At 70.3% G+C, this 22,154-nt stretch carries 25 protein-coding genes; 14 read left to right on the top strand and 11 right to left on the bottom strand.

What is annotated here, in order from left to right; genetic code table 11:
* Positions 1-4: 4 nt before the first annotated feature.
* Positions 5-670: a heme exporter protein CcmB gene (gene ccmB / locus AC0IY1_RS20280; protein WP_181017307.1), complete on the bottom strand. Its 666-nt coding sequence runs from the start codon at positions 668-670 to the stop codon at positions 5-7.
* The gene (ccmA, locus tag AC0IY1_RS20275; protein WP_471771871.1) at positions 670-1,320 is read right to left on the bottom strand and encodes a heme ABC exporter ATP-binding protein CcmA; all 651 of its coding nucleotides are present in this window, start codon (positions 1,318-1,320) and stop codon (positions 670-672) included. The genes ccmB and ccmA overlap by 1 nt, the downstream gene beginning before the upstream one ends.
* Before the next feature lie 55 nt (positions 1,321-1,375).
* On the opposite strand from ccmA, the gene AC0IY1_RS20270 reads away from it, so the two are divergent.
* The 6 genes from AC0IY1_RS20270 (at position 1,376) to dprA (ending at position 8,436) form a co-directional block, all read left to right on the top strand.
* A complete protein-coding gene (locus AC0IY1_RS20270; RefSeq protein WP_471771870.1) occupies positions 1,376-1,567 on the top strand; it encodes a hypothetical protein in 192 nt (63 codons plus the stop codon).
* Positions 1,568-2,140: 573 nt separating this feature from the next.
* On the top strand, positions 2,141-4,840 hold the full coding sequence (gene acnA, locus AC0IY1_RS20265; protein ID WP_471771867.1) for an aconitate hydratase AcnA: 2,700 nt from the start codon (positions 2,141-2,143) through the stop codon (positions 4,838-4,840).
* 177 nt (positions 4,841-5,017) lie between these two features.
* Entirely contained in the window at positions 5,018-5,206 is a 189-nt protein-coding gene (locus AC0IY1_RS20260) for a YegP family protein (RefSeq protein ID WP_055949781.1), read from the top strand.
* Between the two features lie 110 nt (positions 5,207-5,316).
* Entirely contained in the window at positions 5,317-6,624 is a 1,308-nt protein-coding gene (locus tag AC0IY1_RS20255) for a dihydroorotase (protein ID WP_471771898.1), read from the top strand.
* Positions 6,621-7,229 (top strand): glycerol-3-phosphate 1-O-acyltransferase PlsY, encoded by a 609-nt coding sequence (gene plsY / locus AC0IY1_RS20250; protein ID WP_471771865.1) that lies wholly within the window; start codon positions 6,621-6,623, stop codon positions 7,227-7,229. Before AC0IY1_RS20255 ends, plsY begins: the two co-directional genes overlap by 4 nt.
* A gap of 31 nt (positions 7,230-7,260) precedes the next feature.
* Complete coding sequence (gene dprA / locus AC0IY1_RS20245) at positions 7,261-8,436, top strand: DNA-processing protein DprA (protein ID WP_471771863.1); 1,176 nt, start codon at positions 7,261-7,263, stop codon at positions 8,434-8,436.
* Between the two features lie 78 nt (positions 8,437-8,514).
* On the opposite strand, the gene ruvX is transcribed toward dprA, so the two are convergent.
* Together ruvX and AC0IY1_RS20235 are read right to left on the bottom strand one after the other, a co-directional pair.
* Entirely contained in the window at positions 8,515-9,009 is a 495-nt protein-coding gene (gene ruvX / locus AC0IY1_RS20240) for a Holliday junction resolvase RuvX (protein ID WP_471771861.1), read from the bottom strand.
* Between the two features lie 71 nt (positions 9,010-9,080).
* Positions 9,081-9,626, bottom strand: coding sequence for an SMI1/KNR4 family protein (locus AC0IY1_RS20235; RefSeq protein ID WP_471771859.1), 546 nt, complete (start codon positions 9,624-9,626; stop codon positions 9,081-9,083).
* A gap of 113 nt (positions 9,627-9,739) precedes the next feature.
* Between AC0IY1_RS20235 and AC0IY1_RS20230 the strand changes: the two genes are divergently transcribed.
* The 5 genes from AC0IY1_RS20230 to gatB all read left to right on the top strand — a co-directional run bounded on the left by AC0IY1_RS20230 (position 9,740) and on the right by gatB (position 13,838).
* The gene (locus tag AC0IY1_RS20230; protein ID WP_055949794.1) at positions 9,740-9,919 is read left to right on the top strand and encodes a hypothetical protein; all 180 of its coding nucleotides are present in this window, start codon (positions 9,740-9,742) and stop codon (positions 9,917-9,919) included.
* A 147-nt stretch (positions 9,920-10,066) separates the two neighbouring features.
* Positions 10,067-10,354, top strand: a complete 288-nt coding sequence (gatC, locus tag AC0IY1_RS20225; protein ID WP_108038164.1) for an Asp-tRNA(Asn)/Glu-tRNA(Gln) amidotransferase subunit GatC — start codon at positions 10,067-10,069, stop codon at positions 10,352-10,354.
* A 121-nt stretch (positions 10,355-10,475) separates the two neighbouring features.
* Positions 10,476-11,957 carry an Asp-tRNA(Asn)/Glu-tRNA(Gln) amidotransferase subunit GatA gene (gene gatA, locus AC0IY1_RS20220; protein WP_471771857.1) on the top strand — a complete coding sequence of 494 codons (1,482 nt, stop codon included), beginning with the start codon at positions 10,476-10,478 and terminating at the stop codon, positions 11,955-11,957.
* 10 nt (positions 11,958-11,967) lie between these two features.
* Positions 11,968-12,267, top strand: a complete 300-nt coding sequence (locus AC0IY1_RS20215) for a hypothetical protein (RefSeq protein WP_055949802.1) — start codon at positions 11,968-11,970, stop codon at positions 12,265-12,267.
* A gap of 98 nt (positions 12,268-12,365) precedes the next feature.
* Positions 12,366-13,838: an Asp-tRNA(Asn)/Glu-tRNA(Gln) amidotransferase subunit GatB gene (gene gatB, locus AC0IY1_RS20210; protein WP_055949805.1), complete on the top strand. Its 1,473-nt coding sequence runs from the start codon at positions 12,366-12,368 to the stop codon at positions 13,836-13,838.
* 698 nt (positions 13,839-14,536) lie between these two features.
* Here the strand turns inward: gatB and AC0IY1_RS20205 are convergent.
* The 5 genes from AC0IY1_RS20205 to AC0IY1_RS20185 all read right to left on the bottom strand — a co-directional run bounded on the left by AC0IY1_RS20205 (position 14,537) and on the right by AC0IY1_RS20185 (position 18,585).
* Positions 14,537-15,559, bottom strand: coding sequence for an efflux RND transporter periplasmic adaptor subunit (locus tag AC0IY1_RS20205; RefSeq protein WP_471771855.1), 1,023 nt, complete (start codon positions 15,557-15,559; stop codon positions 14,537-14,539).
* Positions 15,560-15,561: 2 nt separating this feature from the next.
* A complete protein-coding gene (locus AC0IY1_RS20200; RefSeq protein WP_471771852.1) occupies positions 15,562-15,756 on the bottom strand; it encodes a DUF1656 domain-containing protein in 195 nt (64 codons plus the stop codon).
* Positions 15,756-17,657, bottom strand: a complete 1,902-nt coding sequence (locus AC0IY1_RS20195) for an FUSC family protein (RefSeq protein ID WP_471771896.1) — start codon at positions 17,655-17,657, stop codon at positions 15,756-15,758. The genes AC0IY1_RS20200 and AC0IY1_RS20195 overlap by 1 nt, the downstream gene beginning before the upstream one ends.
* A gap of 110 nt (positions 17,658-17,767) precedes the next feature.
* Complete coding sequence (locus AC0IY1_RS20190; protein WP_103709570.1) at positions 17,768-18,184, bottom strand: DUF4345 domain-containing protein; 417 nt, start codon at positions 18,182-18,184, stop codon at positions 17,768-17,770.
* Positions 18,185-18,327: 143 nt separating this feature from the next.
* Positions 18,328-18,585, bottom strand: a complete 258-nt coding sequence (locus AC0IY1_RS20185; protein ID WP_471771894.1) for a hypothetical protein — start codon at positions 18,583-18,585, stop codon at positions 18,328-18,330.
* Positions 18,586-18,835: 250 nt separating this feature from the next.
* Here AC0IY1_RS20185 and AC0IY1_RS20180 point away from each other — a divergent pair, with 250 nt between their 5' ends.
* On the top strand, positions 18,836-19,471 hold the full coding sequence (locus tag AC0IY1_RS20180) for a glutathione S-transferase N-terminal domain-containing protein (RefSeq protein WP_471771850.1): 636 nt from the start codon (positions 18,836-18,838) through the stop codon (positions 19,469-19,471).
* 78 nt (positions 19,472-19,549) lie between these two features.
* Here AC0IY1_RS20180 and AC0IY1_RS20175 read toward each other — a convergent pair whose 3' ends face one another.
* Positions 19,550-20,095 (bottom strand): DUF2147 domain-containing protein, encoded by a 546-nt coding sequence (locus AC0IY1_RS20175; protein WP_471771848.1) that lies wholly within the window; start codon positions 20,093-20,095, stop codon positions 19,550-19,552.
* Positions 20,096-20,390: 295 nt separating this feature from the next.
* Between AC0IY1_RS20175 and ndk the strand changes: the two genes are divergently transcribed.
* A complete protein-coding gene (ndk, locus tag AC0IY1_RS20170; RefSeq protein WP_055949826.1) occupies positions 20,391-20,813 on the top strand; it encodes a nucleoside-diphosphate kinase in 423 nt (140 codons plus the stop codon).
* A 160-nt stretch (positions 20,814-20,973) separates the two neighbouring features.
* The gene (locus AC0IY1_RS20165) at positions 20,974-21,351 is read left to right on the top strand and encodes a hypothetical protein (RefSeq protein ID WP_471771846.1); all 378 of its coding nucleotides are present in this window, start codon (positions 20,974-20,976) and stop codon (positions 21,349-21,351) included.
* Positions 21,352-21,400: 49 nt separating this feature from the next.
* Here AC0IY1_RS20165 and AC0IY1_RS20160 read toward each other — a convergent pair whose 3' ends face one another.
* Positions 21,401-21,982 (bottom strand): TetR/AcrR family transcriptional regulator, encoded by a 582-nt coding sequence (locus AC0IY1_RS20160; protein WP_471771845.1) that lies wholly within the window; start codon positions 21,980-21,982, stop codon positions 21,401-21,403.
* Between the last annotated feature and the right edge of the window lie 172 nt (positions 21,983-22,154).

The raw sequence follows: 22,154 nt of genomic DNA, 5'->3' as shown, positions 1-22,154 counted from the left end.
CGCCCTATTCCGACCAGCGCAGGGCCGCGGCGGCGGCGAGCGTTCCGATCACGCCCGCGATCAGGCTGAGAGCGCACAGGATGGCCAGCGGCGTGGTGAACGGGACGGTGCCGCCGAGGGCCGACTCGCTGGCCGAGACGCCGAAGATCAGCGTCGGGATCATCAGCGGCAGCACCACGACCGCCAGGATGAGTCCGCCCCGGCGGATCGAGGCGGTGAGGGCGGCGCCCACGGCACCCACGAAGGTCAGGGCCGGGGTGCCCACCAGCAGGGTGAGGGCGGTCGCCGCCATGGCCCGTCCGTCGAGGGCGACGAGGAGCCCGAACAGGGGCGAGGCCAGGGCGAGCGGCAGGCCGGTGGTGAGCCAGTGCGCCAGCACCTTGGCGAGCACGACGCCCTCCAGCGGGGCCGGCGAGCCGCTCATCAGGTCGAGGGAGCCGTCCTCCTCGTCTGCCTGGAACAGGCGGTCGAGGCCGATCAGGGTCGAGAGCACCGCGGCGAGCCAGAGGATGGCCGGGCCGATCCGCGAGAGCAGGTTGAGGTCCGGGCCGAGGGCGAACGGCACCAGGGCGACGATCATCAGGAAGAACACGAGGGAGAGCGCCCCCGAACCGCCGACGCGGGCGGCGAGCGCGAGGTCGCGGGCGACGAGGGCCCTGAGGGCGCGCATCACCACCAGACCTCGTCGGCCGCGGCCACCGGAGCGGCCTGCGTCGATGCAGCGGGCGCCTCGATCCGCAATTCCCGGGCGTCGACGAGGCCGAGGGCCTGGTGAGTCGCTGCGATGACGAGGCCGCCCGCCGCACGGTGCCGCGCCATCATTCCCGCCAGGACCTCCTGTGAGGCCGCATCGAGGGCGGCCGTCGGTTCGTCGAGGAGCCAGAGCGGACGTCGGCAGACCAGGAGGCGGGCCAGCGCGACCCGCCGGCGCTGGCCGGCGGAGAGATAGGCCACGGGGAGGCGCAGGGCGTGGCCGAGGCCGAGTTCCTCCAGGGCCGCCTGCGGGCTCGCGGTCGGTGCGCCGAGGAGGTCGCGGGCGAAGGCGAGGTTCTCTTCCGCCGTCAGCGGGCTCTTCAGCCCGTCGCGATGGCCGACCACGTGCAGGCACTCGGACAGGGTCGCCTCGCCGACCTCGCTCGCCGTGACGGTTCCGGCCTCGGGCTTGAGCCGGCCGGCCAGCACCGCGAGCAGCGTCGACTTGCCGGCCCCGTTCCGCCCGGTGACCATCAGCGCCTCCCCCGGCCCGAGGGCGAAGGACAGGCCCGAGAAGATGCGGCGGCCGGAGCGGCGGACGGCGAGGTCTTGAGCGGTCAGCCGCACGGGGTGTCCTGAATCATGAGCCTCATCGAACCGGCGACCGGCAGACGTCGCGGCGGTGGCCGATCTTGATCACGAGGATGCGCAGGGCGTCGTCCTCGATCGCGGCGATCACGCGAACGTCGCCGATCCGGTCTTTCCAGAAGTTGCCGAGCCGAGAGCCCTTCAGGGCTTCGCCAATGACACGCGGATCGTCCAGTGGCGAGCCCGGTCGCGCAGAAAACTCAGGCTGCGCTGGGCCGCCGCGTGATCGGCACGGGCGAGTTCGCGTTCCGCGGAACGCTCGAACTCAACCCGGCAGACCGGAGCGCAATAGCAGGTCATCTAGGGGAACGGCATCCCTCGCGCCGCTGCGGACCGCCGCGAGGCGCATCTCGGCGTCCTCAAGATCCTCCAGGTTTTCCAGGTGTTCGAGGTGTTCGAGGATGGCGTCCCCGGCGTGATCGTCCTAGCTCCGGCCCGTGCGCCGGGCCAACGCTTCCAGGCGGTCTTCGATCTCGGGCGGCAGGCGCAGCGAGCGCATCGGTGTCTCCATCGGATTGCCGGAGCCCAGCAGGGGGGCCTCGTTTGGCGAAGACGCGTCCGAACAGATCTCACCCGGTGTCAGGGCACCGGTAGCGGCCAGTTTCGAAGTGTTCTATAACGCGCGCAGGCTGCGCCGCGCGAGATTTCAGGGCGTCCAAATCGCCCTTCGCGCAACACCCTATCCGGGCACCCCCGGGGCGGCGCGCGCTTCATAGCGCTCCCAGCCGAACACGTGTTTTCGTGGCGCAGGTTATGCCTGCGCGTGTTCGACCAACCGCTCGCGAGGAATTATAACGCCGTGGCATCGCTCGACAGCTTCCAGTCTCGCCAGACCCTCACCGTCGGAGACAAGTCCTACACCTACTACTCGATCCCCCATGCCGAGAAGTCCGGCCTCGCCGACGCCACCGCGCTGCCCTTCTCGATGAAGGTGCTGCTCGAGAACCTGCTGCGCTTCGAGGACGAGCGCTCGGTCAAGAAGGACGACATCTCCGCCACCGTCGCCTGGCTCGGCAACAAGGGGAAGACCGAGACCGAGATCGCCTTCCGCCCCTCCCGCGTGCTGATGCAGGACTTCACCGGCGTGCCCGCGGTGGTCGACCTGGCCGCGATGCGCGACGCCATGGTGGCCCTGGGCGGCGACCCGCAGAAGATCAACCCGCTGGTGCCGGTCGACCTCGTGATCGACCACTCGGTGATCGTCGACGAGTTCGGCACCCCGAAGGCGCTGGCCGACAACGTCGCGCTGGAATACTCGCGCAACGGCGAGCGCTACACCTTCCTCAAGTGGGGCCAGTCGGCCTTCGACAACTTCTCCGTCGTGCCGCCCGGCACCGGCATCTGCCACCAGGTGAACCTCGAGTTCCTGTCGCAGACGGTCTGGACGAAGTCGGAAGACGGCACCGAGCTCGCCTATCCGGACAGCCTCGTCGGCACCGATTCGCACACCACCATGGTCAACGGGCTCGCGGTCCTCGGCTGGGGCGTCGGCGGCATCGAGGCCGAGGCCGCGATGCTCGGCCAGCCGCTCTCGATGCTGATCCCCGAGGTCGTCGGCTTCAAGCTGTCGGGCAAGCTGCCCGAGGGCACCACGGCCACCGACCTCGTGCTCACCGTGACTCAGATGCTGCGCAAGAAAGGCGTGGTCGGCAAGTTCGTGGAGTTCTACGGCCCCGGCCTCGACGACATGGCGGTGGCCGACCGCGCCACGATCTCCAACATGGCCCCCGAATACGGCGCCACCTGCGGCTTCTTCCCCATCGACCAGAAGACCATCGACTTCCTCAAGGTCACCGGCCGCGCCGACGACCGGATCGCCCTGGTGGAGGCTTACGCCAAGGCGCAGGGCATGTGGCGCGACGCGGCCACGCCGGACCCGGTCTTCACCGACACGCTCGAGCTCGACATGGGCGACGTGCGCCCGTCGCTCGCCGGCCCCAAGCGTCCGCAGGACCGGGTGCTCCTCGACGGTGCCAAGCCCGGCTTCGCGCAGTCGATGGAGACCGAGTTCAAGAAGGCCGCCGACATCGCCAAGCGCTACCCGGTGGAGGGCGCGAACTTCGACATCGGCCACGGCGACGTGGTGATCGCCGCCATCACGAGCTGCACCAACACCTCGAACCCGAGCGTGATGATCGGCGCCGGCCTCCTGGCCCGCAACGCCGTCGCCAAGGGCCTGCGCTCCAAGCCCTGGGTGAAGACCTCGCTGGCGCCCGGCTCCCAGGTGGTGGCCGAGTACCTGGAGAGCGCCGGCCTGCAGAAGCCCCTCGACGCCCTGGGCTTCAACCTCGTCGGCTTCGGCTGCACCACCTGCATCGGCAACAGCGGCCCCCTGCCAGCCCCGATCTCGAAGGCCATCAACGACAACGACGTCGTCGCCGCCGCCGTGCTCTCGGGCAACCGCAACTTCGAGGGCCGCGTGAACCCCGACGTGCGGGCGAACTACCTCGCCTCGCCGCCGCTGGTCGTCGCCTACGCGCTGGCCGGCTCGATGCAGATCGACATCACCACCGAGCCCCTGGGCACCGGGTCTGACGGCCAGCCCGTCTACCTGAAGGACATCTGGCCCTCGAGCGCCGAGGTGCAGGCGTTCATCGAGGCCAACATCACCTCGACCCTGTTCAAGTCCCGCTACGCCGACGTGTTCGGCGGCGACGACTACTGGAAGGCCGTCGAGGTCACCGAGGCCGAGACCTTCAAGTGGGATTCGACCTCCACCTACGTGCAGAACCCGCCCTACTTCGTCGGCATGCAGAAGACCCCGGCGCCGGTGGAGGACGTGGTCGACGCCCGCATCCTCGGCCTGTTCCTCGACTCGATCACCACCGACCACATCTCGCCGGCGGGCAACATCCGGGCGAACTCCCCGGCGGGCGCCTACCTGCAGGAGCATCAGGTCCGGGTGCAGGACTTCAACCAGTACGGCACCCGGCGCGGCAACCACGAAGTCATGATGCGCGGCACCTTCGCCAACATCCGCATCAAGAACCAGATGGTCCGCGACGCGTCCGGCACCGTGGTCGAGGGCGGCTGGACGCTGTTCCAGCCCTCGGGCGAGCGGATGTTCATCTACGACGCCGCGCAGAAGTATCAGGCCGAGGGAACCCCGCTCGTTGTGTTCGCCGGCAAGGAGTACGGCACCGGCTCGTCGCGCGACTGGGCGGCCAAGGGCACCAAGCTCCTGGGCATCCGCGCCGTGGTGGCCGAGAGCTTCGAGCGCATCCACCGCTCGAACCTCGTCGGTATGGGCATCGTGCCCCTGGTTTTCCAGGGCGAGATGTCCTGGGCCTCGCTCGGCCTCAAGGGGGATGAGACGGTCTCGATCCGGGGCCTGTCGGGCGACCTGAAGCCGCGCCAGACCATGATCGCCGAGATCATCTCCGCGGACGGCACGAAGCGGGAGGTCCCGCTGACCTGCCGCATCGATACCCTCGACGAGCTCGAGTACTTCCGCAACGGCGGCATCCTGCCCTACGTCCTGCGTTCGCTGGCGGCGTAAGGCTCCCCAGCCTCTGCGGACCGCGAGTCTGAGGCCTCGCCCGAAAGGGCGGGGCCTTTTTCCGTTCCAGAGGCCTTGAAAAACTTCACTCAGGTTAACAAATCGATGCAAATCAAACCTAGAGTTTGATTTGCATCGGAGGTCCCCGTTGGCCGCCGTGAATCGAGGAGCGAAGCGATGTCGGCGTTGTCTTACCCCTGCTACAAGATCAAGAAGGACGTTCGGGGGCATTGGTACTGGATCTACTACGCCAAGAACGGCGAGGAGATTTCCAAGAGCAGCGAGAGCTACGTGGCGAAGGCGGATTGCCTCCACGGCCTCAAGCTCAACAAGGCTTCGGGCAACGATCCGATCTACGAGGTCTGAGACGACGCAGTTGAGCCCTGCCAGGGCACGCCGCTGCGTCCCGCAGTAGCGTGCCCATCGCATCCGGCTTGACGCCACGGCGCGCCCGGTCGAAACCGCGAGGCATGACGATGCGCCCCATCCTCCTGACCCACGCGACGCTCTGCGACCCGGCCACGGGCCGCCAGGCGCCCGGCCACGTCCTCGTGCGCGACGGCCTGATCCGGGAGGTCGGCTGGGGGCCCCTCGCCGGGGTGCCGGACGAGGCCGAGACCGTCGATTGCGGAGGCCACGTCCTCAGCCCCGGCCTCATCGATCTGCGGGCCTTCGTGGGCGAGCCCGGCGCCGAGCATCGGGAAACCCTGGCCAGCGCCAGCGCGGCGGCGGCGGCCGGCGGCGTCACCACCCTGGTCTGCATGCCGGATACCAATCCGGTCATTGATGGGCCGGCCATCGTCGACTTCGTGCTGCGCCGCGCCCGCGACACGGCCAGCGTCCACGTCCTGCCGGCCGCCGCCATCACCAAGGGCCTCGCCGGTCAGGAAATGACCGAGTTCGGCCTGCTGCAGGAGGCCGGTGCCGTCGCCTTCACCGACGGCCTCAAGGCCGTGACCAATGCCCAGGTCATGCGCCGCGCGCTGACCTATGCCCGCGACTTCGGTGCCCTGCTGATGCAGCACGTGGAGGAGCCGGACCTCGTCGGCGACGGCGTGATGAACGAGGGCGAGATGGCCTCCCGCCTCGGGCTCCTCGGCATCCCGCGCGAGGCCGAGACGGTGATGCTGGAGCGCGACATCCGCCTCGTGCGCCTCACCGGCGCCCGCTACCACGCCGCGATGATCTCCTGTGCCGATTCGATCGAGATCGTGCGCCGGGCCAAGGCGGACGGGTTGCCGGTCACCTGCGGCGCCTCGGTGAACAACCTGGTCCTGAACGAGGGTGATATCGGGCACTACCGCACCTTCTGCCGGCTCTCGCCGCCCCTGCGCCACGAGACCGACCGCCTCGCCCTGGTGGCCGGCCTCAACGAGGGCGTCATCGACGTCATCGTCTCCGACCACAACCCGCAGGACGTCGAGACCAAGCGCCTGCCCTTCGCCGAGGCCGCGGACGGGGCGCTGGGGATCGAGACGCTGCTCGGCGCGGCCCTGCGACTGGTTCATACCGGCGACGTCACCCTGCCGCGCCTGCTGGCCGCCCTGAGCGCCAGCCCGGCGGCGCTCCTCGGACGACCGGCCGGACGCCTCGCAGTCGGCGCGCCCGCCGACCTGGTGCTGATCGATCCGGACCTGCCCTACGTCATCGACAAGCGCGCGCTGAAGTCCCGCTCGAAGAACTCACCCTTCGACGAGGCGCGCCTCCAGGGGGCCGCCATCCTGACGATGGTGGCGGGCCGCATCGTCTTCCGCGCCCCCGCCGAGACCGAGGCCGCCGCGTGATCACCCTGGATACCCTGCCCTGGACCCTGCTGCTGGCCGCGCTGGCGGGAGGCTACCTTCTCGGCTCGATCCCGTTCGGATTGATCCTGACCCGCTATGCCGGGCTCGGCGACGTGCGGGCGATCGGCTCCGGCAACATCGGTGCCACCAACGTGCTGCGCACCGGGCGCAAGGGTCTCGCGGCCGCGACGCTGCTGGGCGACGCCCTGAAAGGCACGCTGGCAGTGCTCCTCGCCGGCCGCTTCGGGCTGGAGGCGGCCCTCGTCGCCGGCCTCGGCGCCTTCCTGGGGCACCTGTTCCCGGTCTGGCTCGGATTCAAGGGCGGGAAGGGAGTGGCGACCTTCCTCGGCGTCCTCCTGGCGCTGAGCCCCCTCGGCCTCCTGGCCTTCGCCGCCATCTGGCTCGGCCTCGCCTTCACGCTGAAATACTCCTCCCTCGCGGCCCTGGCGGCCTCGGGCCTGACGCCCCTCGTCCTGTGGGCCCTGGGACAGCCTGCGGTTGCAGGCCTATTTCTCCTGCTCGCCATCCTGCTATGGTGGAAGCACGCGCCCAACATCCGTCGGCTGATTGACGGGACCGAGGGGCGCATCGGGCAGAAGGGCTGAGGCCCGTCGCCCGCTCCGGGAGGGGAGGGCGATGCAGCTCACCGATGCCCAGCGTCTCGACTGGCTGCGCCTGATCCGCAGCGAGGGCATCGGCCCGCGCAGCTTCCGCACCCTGGTCAACCGTTTCGGCGGCGCCGGCCCGGCGCTGGACGCCCTGCCGAACCTCACCGGCCGCAGCGGCCGGCGCATCACGCCGCCGAGCCGGGCCGAGGCCGAGGCCGAGCTCCACGCGGCCGGTCGCCTGGGCGCCCGCCTGGTCGCCCTCGGGGAGGCGGACTACCCGAAGCTGCTGCAGGCCGCCGATTCGGCGCCGCCGCTGATTGCGATCCGGGGCGAGGCCGCGATCCTGAATCGCCCGGCCATCGCCATCGTCGGCTCGCGCAACGCCTCGGCCGCCGGCCTCGCCTTTACCGAGCGCCTCGCCCGCGGGCTCGGCGACGCCGGTCTCGTCGTGGTCTCGGGTCTGGCGCGCGGCATCGATGCCCGCGCCCATCGGGCCGCCTTGGCGCCCGGCACCGTGGCGGTGCTGGCGGGGGGACAGGATCGGATCTACCCGGCCAGCCATGCCGCCCTCGTGGAGGCGATCCTGGAGGCGGGCGGGGCGGTGCTGGCCGAGATGCCGATGGGATGGGAGCCGCGCGGCCGCGACTTTCCCCGGCGCAACCGCATCATCTCCGGCCTCGCCTACGGCACCGTCGTGGTGGAGGCCGCCCGCCGTTCGGGCTCGCTGATCACCGCCCGCTTCGCCCTGGAGCAGGGCCGCGAGGTCTTCGCCGTGCCGGGTTCTCCCCTGGACCCGCGGGCGGAAGGCACCAACGACCTGATCCGCCAGGGCGCGACCCTGGTCTCCGACGCCACCCACGTCACCGACGTCATCGCCCCGCTGCTGGCGGGCGGCGCCGATGCGCGCAGCGTCGAGGCCCTGGCCGTCGACCGGCCGGACCTCGCCGACGCGCCGATCTTCTGGGACGAACTCGACGTCGACGGCATCGTGCTGCCGCTCCCCGCCGAAGATTTCGCCCCACCGGAGCCGACCGACGACCGCGCCCGTCTCATCGCCTATCTGAGCCCGACCCCGATCGGGACCGACGAGCTGGCGCGCACCGCCGGCCTCAGCGTCCGCGTCGTCCAGACCACCCTGCTCGAGCTGGAGCTCGACGGGCGCATCGAGCGCCACGGCAGCGGATCGGTGTCCCTGGTGGGGTGAGGGCCGTCAGACGGGTGCCCCCGAGTCCTTCGGGACGGCGGCGTTCGGCGGCGCCCGCTCCAGGCCACGGACACCGCATCAGGCGTCGTCGTCGTGCTCCTCCTCGCCCAGGGCGCGACGCATCTGGTCGAGGCAGCCCTGCAGGATGTAGGCGGCGGCCAGCATGTCGACGACCTCGCCGCGCTTGGCCCGCGAAGCATCCGCCGCGATGAGCGCGCGGGTGACGGCGGCGGTGGAGAGGCGCTCGTCGCAGTAGAGGACGGGCAGGGGCAGCAGCGGCTTCATGTTGCGCACGAAGGAGCGGGTCGACTGGACCCGTGGGCCCTCGCTGCCGTCCATGTTCAGCGGCAGGCCGATGACGAGGCCGCCGACGGCATGCGTCTCGCACAGCATCCGCAGGCGCGCGACGTCCGGGGTGAACTTCACCCGCCGGATGGTCTCCAGGGGCGAGGCGATCTGGCGCCCGACATCCGACAGGGCGAGCCCGATCGTCTTGGTGCCCAGATCGATCCCGATCAGGCGGGGACCGCCCTGCGACGCCTCCGCGAAGGCCCGCATCTCGGCCTCGTCCATGTTCGTCGCTCTCCCGTGCCGGCGCCCGTCCTGCGCGATCCGGCCCCGGCCGGCAAGGGGCTCCTGGCGGATCAGTGCAGGCCGGTCGAACCTTCGGTGCCGTCGCCGACGAAGCTGGCGGGGAGGGGCTCGGCGCCCATGCCGAGGATGCCGCGCACGGCCGCACCCTGGCTCCGCCGCATCAGGTCGACGAGGTCGGCCCCGCCGAAGCGCACCGATTCGAGGTCGGCGCCCAGGACCCAGATCTCGTACTCGTCGCCTCCCGGCACCACGTCCCAGAACAGGAACTCGCCGGCCTCGGAGCGCCCGAAGAAGCCGGCCCGCTCGATGACGGTCGGATCGTCGCCCTCGACCTCGAAGCGATGCTCGGGACGGTCGCCGAGGACGGAGGCGATGCTGTGGGCGATCAGCTCGGAATGGGCGACGAGGTCCGTCTCGGGTGCCTCGCTCGGGACCGCCACCCGGAAATAGCCGTTGGCGAGCCCTGCCCCGAGGCTCCGGCAGAAGGTGCGATAGCTCTCGGGCAGGCCGTAGCCGAGCTCCGCCTCTGCCCGGTCGAGGGCCGCCTCGGTGGCGACCGGCCCCGGCGCACAGGGCGAGAACACCGTCTCCCACATGAATCTGATCTCCGGCTCGCCGTTAACCCTAAAGAAACGTTGTCATAGCCTTGCGGGGACCGGATCGGCCAGAGCAGGGTTAAAGAACCGTTAAGACGCTGAAAGCCGACCGCATGCCCCTGCCGCCCCGCGCGACCACGCCCGCCCCACGCCGGATGCCCCTGCGGCACAAGCTGATGCTGGCCCTGGCCTGCGAGATCCTGCTCGTCGGGTTCCGGCAGGCGGATCGCGGGCCGGCGCGGGCCGGGATCCTGATCGAATCGCCGGTGCTGCCGCATCACGCGATCGCCTGAGACGCCGGGGTCGCGTTCCCGATCCGGTACGCGCTTGGCCCCGCCGTTGCGAGCGCGGGAAGGCGGGTGCTATAGCCCGGCCCGACGCTCCATCGCCCGCGGAACCCCGCCGGGCTTCGGATGGGGCCCTGAGGATCTGAAGACAGCATGTCGGTCGACGCAACGACGGTGAGGCGCATCGCGCACCTGGCGCGCATCGCGGTGAGCGAGGATGAGGTCGCCCCCCTGCAGGGCGAGCTGAACGCGATCCTGGCCTTCGTCGAGCAACTCGGCGCGGTCGACGTGACGGGGGTCGAGCCGATGACCTCGGTCACGCCGATGGCCATGAAGAAGCGCGAGGACGTGGTCACCGACGGGGCCAAGGCCGACGCCATCGTGGCCAACGCGCCCGAGACCGAGGACCACTACTTCCTCGTGCCGAAGGTCGTCGAGTAGGCGTACGCGCCGCCGACCCCCGAACCCGGCCGCCCCGAGGGACGGTCCGCCCGGCGCCCGAACGGCGACGGCGGCGGTGCCCCGGGACCCACCAGGACGAGCGCCCAGGACTCTCCCACCCATGACCTCTCTGAACGAACTCACCCTGGCGGAGGCCCGTGACGGGCTCAAGGCCAAGGACTTTTCCGCCACCGACCTGACCCGCGCGCATCTCGACGCCATGGAGAAGGCGCGGGGGCTGAACGCCTACCTCGTCGAGACGCCGGACCGGGCCCTGGCCATGGCGCAGGCGGCCGACGGGCGGATCGCCTCCGGACAGGCCCGTCCGCTGGAGGGCATTCCCCTCGGGATCAAGGACCTGTTCTGCACCGAGGGCGTGGCGACCACCGCCGGCTCGAAGATCCTCGAGGGCTTCACGCCCGCCTACGAATCGGCCGTGACCGCCAATCTCTGGCGCGACGGCGCGGTGATGCTCGGCAAGCTGAACCTCGACGAATTCGCCATGGGCTCGTCCAACGAGACCTCCGCCTACGGCGACGTGGTCTCGCCCTGGCGCCGCGCCGGATCGGACGCCAAGCTGGTGCCGGGCGGCTCGTCGGGCGGCTCGGCGGCGGCGGTGGCCGCCCATCTCTGCCTCGGCGCCACCGCGACCGATACCGGCGGCTCGATCCGCCAGCCCGCCGCCTTCACCGGCACCGTGGGCATCAAGCCGACCTATGGCCGCTGCTCGCGCTGGGGCACGGTGGCCTACGCCTCCTCCCTCGACCAGGCGGGCCCGATCGCCCGGACGGTGCGCGACTGCGCGATCCTGCTCGCTTCGATGGCCGGCCAGGATGCGCGCGACACCACCTGCGCCGACCTGCCCGTGCCGGACTTCGAAGCCGCCGTCGCCCGCGGCGTGAAGGGGCTGACCATCGGCATTCCGAAGGAGTACCGGGTCGAGGGCATGTCGGCCGAGATCCAGGCGCTCTGGGACCGGGGCGCCGCCATGCTCCGGGACGCCGGCGCCACGGTGCGGGAGATCTCGCTGCCGCACACCCCGTACGCGCTCCCGGCCTACTACATCGTCGCACCGGCGGAGGCCTCCTCCAACCTCGCCCGCTACGACGGCGTGCGCTACGGCCTGCGGGTGCCCGGCAAGGACATCGCCGGCCTCTACGAGAACACCCGGGCCGCCGGCTTCGGCCGCGAGGTGAAGCGCCGCATCATGATCGGCACCTACGTGCTCTCGGCGGGCTACTACGACGCGTACTACGTGCGCGCCCAGCGCATCCGCACCCTGATCAAGCGCGACTTCGAGCAGGCCTACGCCTCCGGCATCGACGCGATCCTCACCCCCGCGACCCCGTCGGCGGCCTTCGGCATCGGCGAGAAGGGCTCGGGCGACCCGGTCGAGATGTACCTGCAGGACGTGTTCACCATCACGGTGAACATGGCGGGCCTGCCCGGCATCTCGGTGCCGGCCGGTCTCGACGCCCAGGGGCTGCCCCTCGGGCTCCAGCTCATCGGCCGGCCCTTCGACGAGGAGACGCTGTTCGCCGCCGCCCAGGTGATAGAGGACGCCGCCGGGCGGACCAGGCTGCCGGCCGCGTGGTGGGCATGAGGCGCGCCCGATGACGGTCCCGGTCTATCCCTTCGACGTCTGGATCTGGGCCGCCTTCGATCCGGTGCTGATCGCCATCGCCTTGGTGATGGGCTGGAAGTCGGACCAGTTCGTGAAGGTCATCCTCGTGTCGCTGATGGCCTTCGCGATTTCGGTGCTGGTGTCCTGGGCCGTCACCGCGATCGGCATTCCATGGCCGGCGCCGGTGAGCCACGACGGGCCGACCTTCTTCCCCGTGCGCTGGATCGCCGGCTTCCTGTGGGGCACCGTGGGCTTCCTGGCGCACCAGCTCTACCGCCTGCGCGCTTGACCGCGCCGGCGGGCCCTTCCACCTTTTCCGGCGCGCAGCCGCGCCACGCACCCCTTCCGGCGCATCCCCGCGCCCCGCAACGCTGAATTCGGGCCATCATGACCGCTGCCGTGAACCCCAAGAAGCTCATCAAGGGCGGCCTGCACGACTGGGAGGTCGTGATCGGCATGGAGATCCACGCCCAGGTCACGAGCCGCTCCAAGCTGTTCTCCGGCGCCTCCACCGCGTTCGGCGGCGAGCCGAACGACCACGTCTCCCTGGTGGACGCGGCGATGCCCGGCATGCTGCCCGTCATCAACCAGGAGTGCGTGGCCCAGGCCGTGCGCACCGGCCTCGGGCTGAAGGCGCAGATCAACCACCGCTCGGTGTTCGACCGGAAGAACTACTTCTATCCGGACCTGCCGCAGGGCTACCAGATCAGCCAGTTCAAGGACCCGATCGTCGGCGAGGGCGAGGTGCTGGTCGATCTCCCCGACGGCGAGTCGATCACCGTGGGCATCGAGCGCCTGCACCTGGAGCAGGATGCCGGCAAGTCCCTGCACGACCAGAACCCGACCCAGAGCTTCGTCGACCTCAACCGCTCCGGCGTCGCCCTGATGGAGATCGTCTCGCGGCCGGACCTGCGCTCGTCGGAGGAGGCGCGCGCCTACGTGACCAAGCTGCGCACCATCCTGCGCTACCTCGGCACCTGCGACGGCGACATGGAGAAGGGCTCGCTCCGCGCCGACGTCAACGTCTCGGTGCGGAAAGTCGGTGACCCGCTCGGCACGCGCTGCGAGATCAAGAACGTCAACTCGATCCGCTTCATCGGCCAGGCGATCGAGACCGAGGCCCGGCGCCAGATCGCGATCATCGAGGATGGCGGCACGATCAGCCAGGAGACCCGCCTGTTCGATCCGGGCAAGGGCGAGACCCGCTCCATGCGCTCGAAGGAGGAGGCGCACGACTACCGCTACTTCCCGGACCCGGATCTGCTGCCGCTGGAATTCGACCAGGCCTACGTCGATGCCCTGGCCGCCGGCCTGCCCGAGCTGCCCGACGCCAAGAAGGCGCGCTTCATCGAATCCTATGGGCTGTCGCCCTACGATGCCGGCGTGCTCATCGCCGAGCGCGCCTCGGCCGACTACTTCGAAGCGGTGGCCAAGGGCCGCGACGGCAAGGCCACGGCGAACTGGGTCATCAACGAGCTGTTCGGGCGCCTGAACAAGGAGGGCCACAGCATCGAGTCCAGTCCGGTCTCGGCCGACCAGCTCGGCGCCATCGTCGACCTCATCGGCGAGGGCGTGATTTCGGGCAAGATCGCCAAGGACCTGTTCGAGATCGTCTGGTCCGAGGGCGGCGATCCGCGCCAGATCGTCGATGCGCGCGGCATGAAGCAGGTCACCGACACCGGCGCCATCGAGGCTGCCGTGGACGAGATCATCGCCAAGAACCCCGACAAGGTCGCCCAGGCCCGTGAGAAGCCGACCCTCCTCGGCTGGTTCGTTGGCCAGACCATGAAGGCGACCGGCGGCAAGGCCAATCCGGCGGCGGTGAATGCGCTGCTGAAGGCGAAGCTCGGGATCGAGTAGCGATCGGGCCTGTATTCCGCGCGTCGGACAGCCGCGGCCGGAACCGTTTGGCGAACCAGCCCGTCCGGCTTGTCGATGCATGCATCGTCCGCTGAGAGCGCGTGCTGCCTTCGGGCGCGGGACCGGCCTTCCTCAGCGTGACGGTCGCGGTCCGTCGGCGCCCGAACCCTGGCTCAGATGCTCCCGCGCATGGGTCGAGCCGCTCGCGCGGAAGCGCAGCGGCGACGCGTCGAGATGAACGTTCTCGTGGGATTTCGGCGCGACGCGCGCCAGCCTGTGTTGAGAAAACTGGCGGCGGAAGCGGCCGAGGTGGGGCTTGGTGCATGTCTGAAGTCGTGCCGTGATGGCCGCTTCTGCGCCCCGGAGACCGCTTCCGTCCCGTAATTCGCGTGTGCGCTGCTCAACGTCCAGGTCGAATCAGCCCTGGATGATCGCCGCAGCCGCCTGCTGGGGTGGAGTCATTCCAACATCTCCTGCGTCCGGTCGGTCGTGATCGTTATCCGATCAAGGCCTCCTCGTTGCTTGAGCTGTGCTTTGCCGTCGAAGCACCACATCAAGGTGCGACCGGATCGTGGATGCGTCAAGAGCCTATTTGCATGATTTCGCGACTGTATTCATTCCCATCGCCACGGCCTTAAAATATCCTGTCGCGGCAGTCGCTTGGGCGCGGCTGCAACCCCTCGCCATGGCGCAACAGCCTACGGGGTGGGGGCCGCGGATCCGGTGAAGCGGCTGCGCAGGCGTGCGAGCCAGTCCTGCCGATGCGTGCCGGGCTCGCCCACCGAGATGGTGGCGGTCATGCCGGCGACCAGGGTGACGCCCTCGGGCACCGCCTCGATGCGGATGCGCACCGGCACCCGCTGGGCGAGGCGGACCCAGGTGTAGACCGGGTCGACGTTGGGCAGGCCCTGGGTGCTCGCGGTGGCGTTGGCGGTGCTGATGCCCAGGGTGATGCTCTCCACCGTGCCGCGGATCAGCGGGTCGTAGCCCAGAAGCTCGGCCGAGACCGGATCGCCCACGTGGATATGGGCCATCTTGGTCTCCTCGAAGTACCCGTCGATCCAGAAGGAATCGGTGTCGATGATGGCGATGTTGACCGTGCCGGTGGTGGCATAGTCGCCAGGGCGCAGCAGGAGGTTCGTAACCCGGCCATTCACCGGCGAGCGCACCTGGGTGCGCTGAAGGTTGGTCTTGGCTTGAGAGAGCTGCGCCTTGGCCGAGGCCACCGCCGCCTCGGCGATCTTGGCGGTGCCCGCATATTGCTGCTTCTCCTCCACCGAGGTCGAGAGGGTGGTCAGCGCCTCGCGCCGGGCGGCCTGGGTCCGCTTGACCTGGAGGTCGGCCTCCCGGTTGTCGAGCTCGGCCTGGGCCGAGGTCACCGAGACCTCGAAGTCGAACGGGTCGATCACATAGAGGATGTCGCCCTTCTTCACGGTCTGGTTGTCGGCGACGCGCAGCTCTGTGATCTGGCCCGAGACCTGGGGCGCCACGCTGGCGACCTGCACGCGCACCCTTCCGTCGCGGGTCCAGGGAGCGGTCACGTAGAACTGCCAGACCAGGGCCGCCGCCACGAAGGCGCAGGCCAGGATGAGTCCGGTGATCAGCAGGCGCAGCACCCGGCGCCCCCAGCCGGGCGCGCGGGGGCGGGTATCCGGCGCGGCGGCACGGGGGCGGCTGTCGGAGCCTGTGGCGGCGGTCTCGGCGGGCGGGTCTTGAGCCATGGTCACAGGAACACGATCAGGAGAGCGAGGAGGCAGACGTAGAGGCCGGCCTCCGCCAGGGGCGGGTTGGCGACGTAGCGGGCGATGCGCAGGCGCGCGAAGATCAGGCGCAGCCCCACGAGGATCGCCAGTGCGCCGGCGGCGTAGGCCACGAAGGGCGAGAGCATCACGCCGCCGAGATCGAGGTCGCTGCGCATCAGGCGACTTGGATGCCGAGGCGCCGCAGGAAGCGCCCCTGGCCCTCGGCAACGTGGGCAGCGGTTGCGAGGTCGCTCACCGCTCGGGCCAGGTGCAGGCGCGTGGCCGGATCGGCCTGTCCGCCGGCGGCGAGAAGGGCCGCAGCGGCCTCCCGCATCCGGCCGACATCGACGCTCGCGAGGGCCGCGCCGGCCCGGCCGGCGACCGACGCCAGGGCATCGTCCCGGGCGAGACCGCGCAGCTGCGCCTGGGCGCGGGCGGCGGCCGACTCCATCCGGGCGAGGTCGAAGGCGCGGTCGAGGTTCGCCCGGCGCACGGCGGCACTGCCCGAGCTCCAGCGGGCGAATTGCAGCAGACGGTCGCTGTTGAGGCTGGTCCGCGTCGTGGCGTCGCCGCCTCGGCCCGCCAGGGCCTCGACCAGGGCGCGCCGGGCCGAATCGAGGGCGAAGGCGCGGTGACGGGCGTTGGAGACGGGAAGAATGACCCGGACGGTGCAGAAGAGGATCAGGGCCGCGAAGATCACCAGGAACGCGTTGGTGAGGAACCCCTGCGGGTCGTAGCTCTGAGGGTTGGCGGGCGAAAGCAGCACGGGGAAGAACACCAGCAGGATGAAACCGATGCCGAAGGTCGGCGGATTGAGGCTGAGGAAGCAGGCGGCGCAGACCACCGGCGCTATGGCGATGGCCAGCAGGGGAAAGCCCTGGACGCCGGCGAGCGCCCCGAACAGCACGAGACCGGCGCAGAGGGCTGCCAGCGGCATGCCGATGAGCACGCCCTTGGCGAAGACGCGCGGGTCGGGGGTGATCGAGGAGAGCGAGCAGGTCGACGCCACCTGGACCAGGGCGAAGGAGGTCGCGGGCCATCCCGTGGCGACGAGCAGGAGAGCCGTGAGGCCGAAGGCGATCACCACTCGCATGGCGCCCCGAAGGGCTTCCGGCATGTCGCGGTGGGTCGGGAGCGGCACGTCGCGCAAGGGGCGGCCGCCATGGGCGAGGACGCAATGCCCGTCCGCCGCGAAGGCGGCCGCCCGGGCGAAGTCGAGGGCGCGCTGCAGGGCGAGGATCGCGTCGAGGGGCTGGCCGCCCGTGCGCACCGCATCCTCGACGAGATCCGACAGGCGTGCCGCCGCCCGCACCGCGTCGGCCTCCGGCTCCGTGAGCCCGAGGCAGAGGGCGCGCGCCTCCACCACGGCGGGCGGCGGGGCCGGGAGGCGGGCCACGGCCCCGCGAAGATGGCGGGCGGCCGCCGCCATGACGTAGAGCGCCGCGATGGCGCTGCGGGCCCCCGCGGCCCGGTCCGGCCCGTCGTCGAGTTCACCCGCGATGGCGCTGGCGTCGCCCCGCAGGGCGGCGATCTTGCGGATCAGCGCCGCGGTCCGCTCGGAGCCGGGATCGCCCTGGGTCAGGGTCTCGCGGGCGAAGGCCCGGGTCTCCGCGAGGGCGTCGCCGAGGGTGTCGCGCACGGCCCGCCAGATGCTCGGCGACCCGAGGGCATCGTTGATGAAGGTGATCGCCACGATACCGAGCGTGATCGCGGCGACCCGATCGACGGCCGCGTCGAAGGTGCTCTGTGGCGTATCAATATGGGCGATGGCGATGATCGCCACGGTGTAGCCCGACAGCATCGCCCCGTAGGCGCGGGTATCCTGCAGAAAGTGGGCGGTGTAGACGCACAGGCCGAGCCAGGTCGCGAAGGCGACGAGGAGCACCACCCGGTCCTGCGCGAACAGCGCCATCAGGACAATGGCCACGGCAGCGCCCACCAGGGTGCCGAGAAAGCGGTAGAGTGCCTTCGACAGCGCCTGCCCGCGCTTGGGCTGGGCCAGGATCGCCACGCAGACGGCCGCCGAGGAGGCGCTCGAGAGCTGCAGCCAGAAGGCCGCGTAGAGAGCCAGGACCATGGCGAGCCAAATCCGCACGGCGAAGGCCCAGGCGGCGGGCTTCGGGATCACGCGCTCGAGGGCGCCGAGGATCCGGTCCGGCAGGCGGGGCAGGCTGTCGGCGAGGGTGCTCACCCCGGGACTCCGGCGGGCATCGCGTCGGAGGCACGCGCCGCGACCCGGGCCTGCCACAGACAGAGCAGCGGGGTGACAAGGAGTTCGACGGCCAGGGCGGCCAGCATCAGGAAGGACGGCAATCCCGTCAGTGCCCAGCCGAGGAGGCGGGCGAGCCCACCGAGGGCCACCACCAGGGTGAGGAAGCGGAACAGGGTGGTCTTGGCCTCGATGCCGGGCACGCAGGTCCAGAACAGGATGCCGATGCCCATGTGCAGGCCGGAGAGGTATCGGAAGTGGCTGTCGGCGGAGACGTCGACGAGGCCGCCGTGTCCGATCCCATTCAGACCGAACAGCACCCCGTAGAGACCGGAGGCCACCGGGACCAGGGCCATCACCGCCACCGCGCGCTGCAGCGCCTGCCGTTCCCGCATCGTCGCGTCCGTTCGGAATCCGCCTATCAGGATCGGCAACCGGGACGGTCAGGCTTACGTTCCTTGGCGACCCGCGAATGGGCCCGCCCGGTTCCGCACGGGATGTCGGCCGCCCGCGGAAGATCGCGCGCGGCCGGGTCGCCTCAGGCCTTCATCTGTTTCAGGCGCTTGACGCACTTGCTGTAGTATTGCGGCCATTTCGGTCCCTGCGCGGCCTTGTCGGCGACCGAGAGGGCGCGCCACTCGGCGCCGCATTTCTTCTGACGCTCGCGCGCGGCGCTTTGGCCGACGCTGAGTTCCTTGACGGGCTTCGCCGCCGCGGCTTGTGCCAGCGCACCGCTGGCGACGAACGGGCTTGTCAGAAGGAGGGGACTTGCCAGAAGCAGCAAGCCCGCGAACAAAGCACGGGTGTGACGCGAACGGAACGACAGCATGACGACCCCCGGGGACGCTTGGGCGCCGCCGTGTGGCGGGCCGGCCGCATCACAGCCACAACCCCGGGCGAGGGCAAGTGCCATTTGTACGGGTATCGACGCGATCCACCGCTCGTGCCACGTGTTGGAGCGATGGCACGGAGTCTGCAACCATCCGCTCGCGTTCCCGATTGTTTCGGCGGGTCGAGCGAGCCTGAATAGGGTCGGAAACATCAGCATGGCACACGCGCCGGGAAAACCCATCGACGTGCACACCTGGAGCACGCCGAATGGCTGGAAGATCCCGATCATGCTGGAGGAGTGCGGGCTGCCCTACCGGGTGGTGCCGGTGAATATCGGCCGGGGCGACCAGATGGCGCCCGACTTCCTGAAGATCTCGCCGAACAACAAGATCCCCGCCATCGTCGACCCGGACGGACCGGGGGGCGAGCCCATCACGGTATTCGAGTCCGGTGCGATCCTGCAGTATCTCGGGCGCAAGACCGGCTGCCTCTACCCGGCCGACGCGCGCGCCCGGGTAGCGGTGGACGAGTGGCTGTTCTGGCAGGTCGGCGGCTTCGGGCCGATGCTCGGTCAGGTCCATCATTTCCGCATCTACGCGCAGGAGAAGATCCCCTACGCCATCGACCGGTTCACCGCGGAGGCGCAGCGCCTCTACGGCGTGCTCGACCGGCACCTCGCGGACCACGAATTCGTGGCGGGCGACTTCTCCATCGCCGACATCGCGATCCTGCCTTGGGCCAAGTACCACGAGAAGCAGAGCATCGAGCTCGCCAGCATGCCCCACGTGCGGGCCTGGCTCGACCGCGTCATGGCGCGGCCGGCCGTGCAGCGGGGATTCGCGGCGGTCTGAGCGGCTGCCTCACCCAGCCAGCGTCACCTCGAGGGTGTCACTGGCCGGCGTCCCTTGGCGGGCGTCCTCTGGCCGCCATCACTCGGCCGGCGGCGCGACCGCCTTCGCGGGGGCGGCCTTGGCGGCCTTCGGTGCGGGCCGAGGGGCGGGCGCCGAGTCGGGCGTGGCGGCGGAGGCCTGCTGGTTCACGTCCGGCACCCGGGTCCAGGTCTGCGAGCCGCACAGGACCCGGAGGAGGCAGCCGGAGACCGAGAGCTCGGAGCTGCTCTCGCGCTCCAGGCTGACCTGGTACATCTTGCCCTCGTCGGCGTTGTAGATCTCGCCGGAGAACTTCGCCTCCTCGGGCTTCAGGTTATCGAGGAGGGTCAGGCCAAGCACCGGGCGGCTGCGCTTCTTCGGATCGGGATTCTTGATATCCGTGCGCGGGGTCCCGTCCTCGTTGGTCGCGGTCTTGGCCCACACCACCTTCCCGCAGATGTTGGCGGCACCCGGACCGCAGCGGTCGATGCGGACCTTGGCGCGGCCGTCTCCGGTGAGCCAGGTGCCCGAGGGGTCCTGCGCGGGGGCGGCGGATGCGGGGGCGAGGCCGGTGAGGATGAGGGCGGCGGTAAGAGCGACGCGCATGTCCTGGTCTCCATCGTGGCGTGGCTGCGGCAGGAGGCCGGCGGCCAGAGAGTCGGCAAGGGGATCGGCAAGCGACCCGGCGCGGGGGCAGGGCCGTGTTCGTCTGGCCACAGGAGGCGTCCGCATTCGGGCGATTTTCCGGCGCTGTTGCGCCAAAGCCATGGCGGCGGGAAAACCGGCACCGATCGTCGGGTTATCCCCCGCGTTCGCGCCTCGGGTTGAGGGGCGGGAGCCTGCCGGCTATAAGCCCGGCGCCGAAGCCATTTTCGGCTGAGCGATCACAACCGGACGGACCATGGCCACCGAGCGCACCTTCTCCATTCTCAAGCCCGACGCGACGAAGCGGAACCTGACCGGAGCGGTCAACGCCGTGATCGAGAAGGCGGGCCTGCGCATCGTCGGCCAGCGCCGCATCCAGATGAGCCGCGCCCAGGCCGAGAAGTTCTACGAGATCCACAAGGAGCGCCCCTTCTTCGGCGAGCTCGTGGAGTTCATGACCTCCGGGCCGGTCGTCGTGCAGGTGCTCGAGGGCGAGAACGCCGTTGCCAAGTACCGCGAAGTGATGGGCGCCACCAACCCGGCCAACGCCGATGAGGGCACCATCCGCAAGACCTTCTCCGAGTCGGTCGGCGAGAACACCGTTCACGGCTCCGACAGCCTCGACAACGCCAAGGCCGAGATCGCCCAGTTCTTCCAGGATTCCGACATCGCCGGCTGAATCCTTCGGGGTTCGGACACGGTCGACCAAACCGGCGCGCCGGAGCTTCCCGGAAGCTTCGGCGTTTGCCGTCCCAGTGTGGCCCCGGCGCCCTTGCGCGGCGGGGGCACGGACGTGAAACCGGTTCGTTCCCGAATCGCTCTCACGGACCCATCATTCCATGCGCTCCATCGCCCCGCGCACCGGCCGACTCCTGCTCGCCGCCGGCCTGCTCTCGCTCGTCGCCGCCTGCAATACCAACAAGTCCGGCCCGACCGCGTCGCTCGAAGGCTACACCCCCGATCCGGCGCTGAAGACGGCCTCCGCCGGCAACCTGACCGGGCGCGTGCGTCACGCCTGCACGGTCACCCAGGCCCGCCTGCAGAACGTCTCCGAGGTCTCCCTCGCTCGCCCCTGTGGCTGCTACGCGAACCAGACGCTGGCAAGCCTCGACAGAAGCGAACTCGATGCCTACCGCAGCACCGGCTACTTCAATGATTCCGCCCGCGGCAAGGCGCTGAACGCCCTCGACAGCTGCAAGCTGCCGCGTCCGGCGTAAGGCTCGGCTCGTCCCGGACAGCCGCGGCTGGCAACGCGTCGGAGCCGCTTCAGTGCGACGACGCGTTGTCCGGAGCCGGCGCGTCTCCCCGCTCGCCCGCCGCGATGCGCGCGGCCTGGAGGAGCTCGTCGGCGAGGCCCGGATCGTCCACCGCCCGGGCCAGGACGACGGCGCCCACGAGGGTGGACAACTTGGCGAGCGCCCGCTGCCGGCGGCGCTCCTTCGCACCCTGGGGCGAGAGCTCGGACAGCAGACCGACGAGGTGCCGAACCCCGTGGGTAAAGCGTGCCCGCAGGGGACTCCCCGTCGGCTCGCGGGCCACGTCGTTGGCCAGGGCGGCGAGGGGGCAGCCCAGGCCGGGCGACTGGACGTGGCCGACGGACAGGTAGTTGGCGATCAGCATGTCCAGGGCGCCGCGTCGGTCCTCCCCGAGGGCCGAGTCGAACGCCTCGACGGCCAGCGCATCCTTGCTGGCGAACTGGCCGTAGAAGCCGCCATGCGTCAGGCCGGCCGAGGCCATGATGTCGGCCACCCCGACTCCGTGGAGGCCACGCTCCCGGAACAGGGCGGCGGCGACCTCGACGACCCGTTGGCGGTTGAGCTTGGCCTGCTCCTGCGAAACTCTCGGCATCTCCGGCTCTCCCATTGCCGTCCCGGCCTTATATAGATGCGGGCCGTCATCAATACAGGTCCGCGTCGGCCGACCCGCCGAGGGGGCAGGGTGCGGGTCGGCCGACGGACCGCGCGGGGCTGAGGAAGCCCAGCGCGATGGGCTTATATCATCGGCGCCGGGATCTCACCCC

The sequence above is a fragment of the Methylobacterium sp. AC690 genome (assembly GCF_979256535.1).
Note: the sequence above shows the minus strand (reverse complement) of the source record. Positions and strands in the feature narration are given on the sequence as shown.

Coding starts and splice junctions, on each gene's coding strand:
- ccmB (WP_181017307.1), bottom strand. CDS start 670: ATGCGCGCCCTCAGGGCCCTCGTCGCCCGCGACCTCGCGCTCGCCGCC.
- AC0IY1_RS20260 (WP_055949781.1), top strand. CDS start 5,018: ATGTCGGCGTTGTCTTACCCCTGCTACAAGATCAAGAAGGACGTTCGG.
- AC0IY1_RS20255 (WP_471771898.1), top strand. CDS start 5,317: ATGCGCCCCATCCTCCTGACCCACGCGACGCTCTGCGACCCGGCCACG.
- dprA (WP_471771863.1), top strand. CDS start 7,261: ATGCAGCTCACCGATGCCCAGCGTCTCGACTGGCTGCGCCTGATCCGC.
- ruvX (WP_471771861.1), bottom strand. CDS start 9,009: ATGGACGAGGCCGAGATGCGGGCCTTCGCGGAGGCGTCGCAGGGCGGT.
- AC0IY1_RS20235 (WP_471771859.1), bottom strand. CDS start 9,626: ATGTGGGAGACGGTGTTCTCGCCCTGTGCGCCGGGGCCGGTCGCCACC.
- AC0IY1_RS20230 (WP_055949794.1), top strand. CDS start 9,740: ATGCCCCTGCCGCCCCGCGCGACCACGCCCGCCCCACGCCGGATGCCC.
- gatC (WP_108038164.1), top strand. CDS start 10,067: ATGTCGGTCGACGCAACGACGGTGAGGCGCATCGCGCACCTGGCGCGC.
- gatA (WP_471771857.1), top strand. CDS start 10,476: ATGACCTCTCTGAACGAACTCACCCTGGCGGAGGCCCGTGACGGGCTC.
- AC0IY1_RS20215 (WP_055949802.1), top strand. CDS start 11,968: ATGACGGTCCCGGTCTATCCCTTCGACGTCTGGATCTGGGCCGCCTTC.
- gatB (WP_055949805.1), top strand. CDS start 12,366: ATGACCGCTGCCGTGAACCCCAAGAAGCTCATCAAGGGCGGCCTGCAC.
- AC0IY1_RS20205 (WP_471771855.1), bottom strand. CDS start 15,559: ATGGCTCAAGACCCGCCCGCCGAGACCGCCGCCACAGGCTCCGACAGC.
- AC0IY1_RS20200 (WP_471771852.1), bottom strand. CDS start 15,756: ATGCGCAGCGACCTCGATCTCGGCGGCGTGATGCTCTCGCCCTTCGTG.
- AC0IY1_RS20195 (WP_471771896.1), bottom strand. CDS start 17,657: ATGGTCCTGGCTCTCTACGCGGCCTTCTGGCTGCAGCTCTCGAGCGCC.
- AC0IY1_RS20190 (WP_103709570.1), bottom strand. CDS start 18,184: ATGCGGGAACGGCAGGCGCTGCAGCGCGCGGTGGCGGTGATGGCCCTG.
- AC0IY1_RS20180 (WP_471771850.1), top strand. CDS start 18,836: ATGGCACACGCGCCGGGAAAACCCATCGACGTGCACACCTGGAGCACG.
- AC0IY1_RS20175 (WP_471771848.1), bottom strand. CDS start 20,095: ATGCGCGTCGCTCTTACCGCCGCCCTCATCCTCACCGGCCTCGCCCCC.
- ndk (WP_055949826.1), top strand. CDS start 20,391: ATGGCCACCGAGCGCACCTTCTCCATTCTCAAGCCCGACGCGACGAAG.
- AC0IY1_RS20165 (WP_471771846.1), top strand. CDS start 20,974: ATGCGCTCCATCGCCCCGCGCACCGGCCGACTCCTGCTCGCCGCCGGC.
- AC0IY1_RS20160 (WP_471771845.1), bottom strand. CDS start 21,982: ATGCCGAGAGTTTCGCAGGAGCAGGCCAAGCTCAACCGCCAACGGGTC.